General features: G+C 58.2%; 6 protein-coding genes. 1 reads left to right on the plus strand and 5 read right to left on the minus strand.

What is annotated here, in order from left to right:
• Nucleotides 1-598: DUF6024 family protein (locus tag ERD80_RS21510; RefSeq protein ID WP_136548485.1), on the minus strand; the 598-nt coding region annotated here is incomplete at its 3' end.
• Between the two features lie 189 nt (nucleotides 599-787).
• On the opposite strand from ERD80_RS21510, the gene ERD80_RS21515 reads away from it, so the two are divergent.
• Entirely contained in the window at nucleotides 788-1,657 is an 870-nt protein-coding gene (locus ERD80_RS21515; RefSeq protein ID WP_021507220.1) for a LysR substrate-binding domain-containing protein, read from the plus strand.
• Nucleotides 1,658-1,828: 171 nt separating this feature from the next.
• Here ERD80_RS21515 and htpG read toward each other — a convergent pair whose 3' ends face one another.
• From htpG to ERD80_RS21535, 4 genes are all read right to left on the minus strand, one after another.
• The gene (htpG, locus tag ERD80_RS21520) at nucleotides 1,829-3,703 is read right to left on the minus strand and encodes a molecular chaperone HtpG (RefSeq protein ID WP_136548487.1); all 1,875 of its coding nucleotides are present in this window, start codon (nucleotides 3,701-3,703) and stop codon (nucleotides 1,829-1,831) included.
• Nucleotides 3,704-3,803: 100 nt separating this feature from the next.
• Nucleotides 3,804-4,409 (minus strand): recombination mediator RecR, encoded by a 606-nt coding sequence (recR, locus tag ERD80_RS21525; RefSeq protein WP_031279660.1) that lies wholly within the window; start codon nucleotides 4,407-4,409, stop codon nucleotides 3,804-3,806.
• Entirely contained in the window at nucleotides 4,409-4,738 is a 330-nt protein-coding gene (locus ERD80_RS21530; RefSeq protein ID WP_010616869.1) for a YbaB/EbfC family nucleoid-associated protein, read from the minus strand. Before ERD80_RS21530 ends, recR begins: the two co-directional genes overlap by 1 nt.
• Nucleotides 4,739-4,787: 49 nt before the next feature.
• Nucleotides 4,788-5,135 (minus strand): DNA polymerase III subunit gamma/tau C-terminal domain-containing protein (locus ERD80_RS21535; RefSeq protein WP_282183393.1); only part of this gene is annotated, 348 nt, incomplete at its 5' end.

Consider the following 5,135-nt stretch of genomic DNA (forward strand, 5'->3'; position numbering starts at 1 on the left):
TATCCAGCGTCAGGCTATCGACACTGGCAACATTGAAGGGCTGCCAGTCGTCCTGCGCCATGCTCTCCAGCGCGCGTTCCGGCGCGTCACCCAGCGCCAGTCCCTGTTCGAACAGCCGCAGTTCGCTGCGCACCAGCGTACTAAAATCATGAGTACGCAGCGCAATCAGCACCAGATCGTCGCTCAGCATCGCATGCTGATTCAGCTGGGTGACAAACAGTCGCGCCTCGCTGATGAGTCGTTTATGCAACACGCTGGCGAAGGAGCCGGACGCGTGCGTCACGCCCTGGCTCTGGCAGGCACTCAGATTGCGCACCCGGCCCTGCTGCATATCGACATGATCGACCAGCGCGATATTGCCCGCCATCATCGGCAGGGCCGGCAGCACGCTGAGTTCGCTGACCGGATATTGCGCGGCGTAGCGCGTCTGATTGCGCGCCTGCTCCTGGCGCAGAAACAGTTGCGAGAGCAGCACGCGCGCGATGTGCAGTGAGGGGGCAAAAAACAGATCGTAATTTTCCAGCCGATAGTGACGGGACAGCAAGCCGCGCAGCCGATCGCGCGCCGCCGCCCTGGCAGTAGCCTGTTGTGAAGTCATCACGTGACATTTCTCTTGGTTATTCTGCTGTGTGAAGCTGGCGCTGGCAGCGGACATCGCCGCTGCTTTACACAGCGAAGCCGGTCCGTCAACCCGCCAGATTAAGCAGGAAAGGTTAGGTTAATGCGGCTGGACATTAAAATGATATAAACTGACAATCCCTGTTAGGTTTTTACACAGGGGATGAGTATGACCGCGCTTCCGTCGTTACGTGCACTGCACTATTTTCATCAGGCGGCGCTGCATTGCAGCTTTAGCGTCGCGGCCGAATGTCTCCATGTCACCCACAGCGCCATCAGCCATCAGATTCGCCAGCTGGAGAGCTGGATGGGCAAGCCTCTGTTCATCCGCACTAACGGGCGCGTGCGCTTAACCTCTCACGGCGAACGTCTGCTGGTGAGCTGCCAGAAAGCCTTTAGCGAACTCTCTACCACCTGCGTAAGTATTCGCACCGGGATGCGCAACCATCTGAGCGTCGCCTGTACCCCAAGTTTTTTATCCCAGTGGCTGATTCCGCGCATCAGCAGCTTTTACCAGCGCTATCCCGATATTGAAGTGCAATTTCAGCCGCAGGGCGATATTGCTCAGCTGCGCAGCGAGCATACCGATGTGCTGATCCTCAGTTATGAACAGGCGCCGGACGACGACATTGATGCCTCGCTCATCAGCGATGATTACGTCGGCCCGCTGTGCGCCCCACAGTACGCGGCGCGTTTTCACAGCGAGCAGGATCTGGCGTCGCTGCCGCTTTTGCATGCCGATACCCGCCTGCAGGCCTGGGCCGAATGGGCGAAGATCAGCGGCGTGCGCGGTAATTTTTGGCTGGGCAAACATTTCGATAATCTGACGCTGGCGATTCAGGCCGCGAGAAACGGGCTGGGCGTGATTGTGGCGCCGCGCCTGCTGGTGCGTCAGGAGCTGAACGACGGCACGCTGATTGCGCCGCTGGGGTTTGTGCGCGCCGACCGTGCCACCTGGATGATGACCAAGCGGTCACGCCAGCACGATGCGGAGATTACGTTGTTCCGGGATTGGTTGCGGGATGAAGCGCTGAAGTAAGCAAGGGCGGCATAAATAAAAAAGGTCGTCATTAATGACGACCCTACGAATATGTGATTTTTTAAGGTCGTCATTAATGACGACCCTACAGAGAGTGGACAGTTGTCGAATCGGTGCCAGGTAACCGGTAGGGTCGGCATTCATGCCGACCGTTCCGATTACCGCACCGCGTTACGCCGTCAGCAACTGATTCATGCGGCGGATAAACTGGTTAGGATCGTCCAGCGTGCCGCGCTCAGCCAGCAGCGCCTGATCCAGCAGCAGTTCAACCCATTCCGCAAAGCGCGCTTCATCCTGGGTATCAGCCACGCGTTTCACCAGTGTATGCTCCGGGTTGATCTCAAAGATGTACTTCACTTCCGGCACATCCTGACCGGCCGCGGCGAACAGCTTCGCCATCTGCGTGGTCATTTCGTTGGCGTCGGTGGTGACAATCGCCGGCGTGTCGGTGAGGCGATGGGTCAGGCGCACCTCTTTGACGCGCTCGCCCAGCAGGGTTTTCACGCGATCGACGAACGGCTCCAGCGCTTTTTCCGCTTCCTTCTGCGCTTCCGTCTCTTCGTCCGCCAGCTTGCTCAGCGACTCATCCGCTTTGCTCACCGACTGGAACGTTTTGCCATCGAACTCCGTCAGGTAGCTCATCATCCACTCGTCGATACGATCGGACAGCAGCAGGACCTCGATGCCTTTCTTACGGAACAGCTCCAGATGCGGGCTGCTTTTCGCTGCGGCATAGCTGTCGGCAGTGATGTAGTAAATCTTCTCCTGCCCTTCAACCATGCGGCTGACGTAATCTTCCAGCGAAACGGTCTGCGCCGCGCCTTCGCTCTGGGTGGTGGCGAAACGCAGCAGTTTAGCAATCGCCTCCTGGTTGGCATGATCTTCCGCCGGCCCCTCTTTCAGTACCAGACCGAACTCTTTCCAGAACTGCTGATATTTCTCTGCGTCGTCTTTGGCCAGTTTTTCCAGCATCTGCAGGCTGCGTTTGGTCAGCGCGGCGCGCAGGCTCTGCGTGACACGGCTGTCCTGCAGGATCTCACGGGAAACGTTGAGCGGCAGATCGCTGGAATCTATCAGGCCACGCACAAAGCGCAGGTAGTTCGGCATGAACTGTTCCGCGTCATCCATGATAAAGACGCGCTGCACGTACAGTTTCAGACCGTGCTTGCTGTCGCGGTTCCACATGTCGAACGGCGCACGCGACGGGATGTACAGCAGGCTGGTGTACTCCTGCTTACCTTCGACGCGGTTGTGACTCCAGATGGCCGGATCGCTGAAATCATGGGCGATGTGTTTGTAGAACTCGTTGTACTCTTCGTCGCTGATTTCGCCTTTGTTGCGCGTCCACAGCGCCTGGGCTTTGTTGATCTTCTCCCAGGTGACGGTATCGTTCTCTTCGTCTTTGGTCTCGATCTCCACCGGCAGCGCGATGTGATCGGAATATTTGCTGATCACGTTGCGCACGCGCCACGCGTCGAGGAAGTCATCTTCGCCTTCACGGAAGTGCAGCGTAATTTCGGTGCCGCGATCGGCTTTCTCAATCTCCGCCAGCGTATACTCGCCTTCGCCGGCGGATTCCCAGAACACGCCTTCGTCGGCTTTGGCGCCCGCAGCACGGGTGCGTACCGTCACTTTGTCAGCCACGATAAACGCCGAGTAGAAACCGACGCCGAACTGGCCGATAAGCTGGCTGTCTTTTGCCTGATCGGAACCCATCGATTCCAGAAACGCTTTGGTACCGGATTTCGCGATGGTGCCGAGGTTTTCAATCACCTCATCACGGCGCATACCGATGCCGTTATCGCTCAGCGTCAGCGTGCGTTTTTCCTTGTCGACCGAGATACGCACTCGCAGGTCGCCATCGCCTTCGTACAGATCCGGCGTCGACAGTGCGCGGAAGCGCAGCTTGTCAGCCGCATCGGAGGCATTGGAGATCAGTTCACGCAGGAAAATCTCTTTGTTTGAATAGAGGGAATGGATCATCAGGTGCAGAAGTTGTTTTACCTCTGACTGGAAGCCACGCGTCTCTTGTCCTTTCATGGTCATTGCTACCTCAACAGAATCGGGGTTGATCAATTGTTGAGAGTGAAATGGGGATGGTGGGAAGAATTTCAAGCCGGTATCGCAGCAGGATACCGGCAAGTGGTCAGAATTTAATCTTGTGCCGTCCGGCAAGCGAGTGTGACAGCGTTGTGCCGTCGACCATTTCCAGTTCACCGCCGACCGGAACCCCGTGCGCGATGCGGCTGGCGTCAACGCCATACTGGCCGCACAGCTCGGCGATATAGTTAGCCGTGGCTTCGCCTTCCACCGTGGGGTTGGTGGCGAGGATCACCTCCTGCAGCGTCTCACGTTCAAGGCGCTGCTCCAGCCGATCCAGGCCAATGTCCTGCGGGCCGATGCCGTCCAGCGGCGACAGATGGCCCATCAGCACAAAATAGCGACCGCCAAACTGGCCGGTCTGCTCGATGGCGTGGATATCCGCCGGGCTCTCCACCACGCAAATCTGGCCGTTTTGCTGACGGCGGGGATTGGCGCAGATGGTGCAGATCTCCTGCTCGGTGAAGGTGCGGCAGTCGGAACAGTGGCCGATTTCTGCCATCGCGCGGGTCAGCGCCTGCGCCAGACGCATGCCACCGCTGCGATCGCGCTGCAACAGATGAAACGCCATGCGCTGCGCCGATTTCGGGCCAACGCCCGGTAAACAGCGCAGCGACTCCATCAAAGCTTCAAGCAGTGGACTGGTTTGCATCAGAACGGCATCTTGAAGCCAGGCGGCAGCTGCATACCGGCAGAGACGGATGCCATCTTCTCTTTCTGCGTTTCATCAATACGGCGCGCCGCGTCGTTAAACGCCGCAGCGATCAGATCTTCCAGCATCTCTTTGTCATCTTCCAGCAGGCTGGGATCGACTTCCACGCGGCGGCAGTTGTGCGCACCGTTGATGGTCACTTTGACCAGGCCAGCCCCTGATTCGCCGGTGACTTCCAGTGCGGCGATCTCTTCCTGAACTTTGGCCATTTTATCCTGCATCTGCTGGGCCTGTTTCATCAGGTTGCCCAATCCGCCTTTACCAAACATAGTTTTCTCTCTCTGCTGGGGCTGCGCGCAACGCTGCGCGACAGCGTGATCATACGGGTCGGATACTCTCTTCATCCAGGTCCGCATCAAAGAAGCGACGCAGCGTCTGAATGTGGGTATCGCTTTCGATCGACTGACGCGCCTGCGCCAGTTTCTCTTCATAAATAGCCTGACGCCACTCCAGCGGCGTCAATACCGCCGGATTATCGTCTTCCACGATGGTCAGTTCAACCGGCTGGCCGGCCGCCTGGCTCAGCGCGTCCTGAATCGCCTGGCGCGCCGGGGCAGAGTTGAGATGACGCTGGCTGCTGCGCAAATGCAGCGTCACGCCCTGCTCATTCACCTCTTTCCACGCGTTCAGCGCGACCTGCTGGACCAGCTTCGGCAGCGTCAGCGT

It is taken from the genome of Pantoea sp. R102 (assembly GCF_004916815.1).
In the GTDB taxonomy this organism is placed as follows: domain Bacteria; phylum Pseudomonadota; class Gammaproteobacteria; order Enterobacterales; family Enterobacteriaceae; genus Pantoea; species Pantoea dispersa.

Excerpts from the sequence above, each read along its gene's own strand:
- htpG (WP_136548487.1), bottom strand. The coding sequence starts at position 3,703 with ATGACCATGAAAGGACAAGAGACGCGTGGCTTCCAGTCAGAGGTAAAA.
- ERD80_RS21515 (WP_021507220.1), top strand. The coding sequence starts at position 788 with ATGACCGCGCTTCCGTCGTTACGTGCACTGCACTATTTTCATCAGGCG.
- ERD80_RS21530 (WP_010616869.1), bottom strand. The coding sequence starts at position 4,738 with ATGTTTGGTAAAGGCGGATTGGGCAACCTGATGAAACAGGCCCAGCAG.
- recR (WP_031279660.1), bottom strand. The coding sequence starts at position 4,409 with ATGCAAACCAGTCCACTGCTTGAAGCTTTGATGGAGTCGCTGCGCTGT.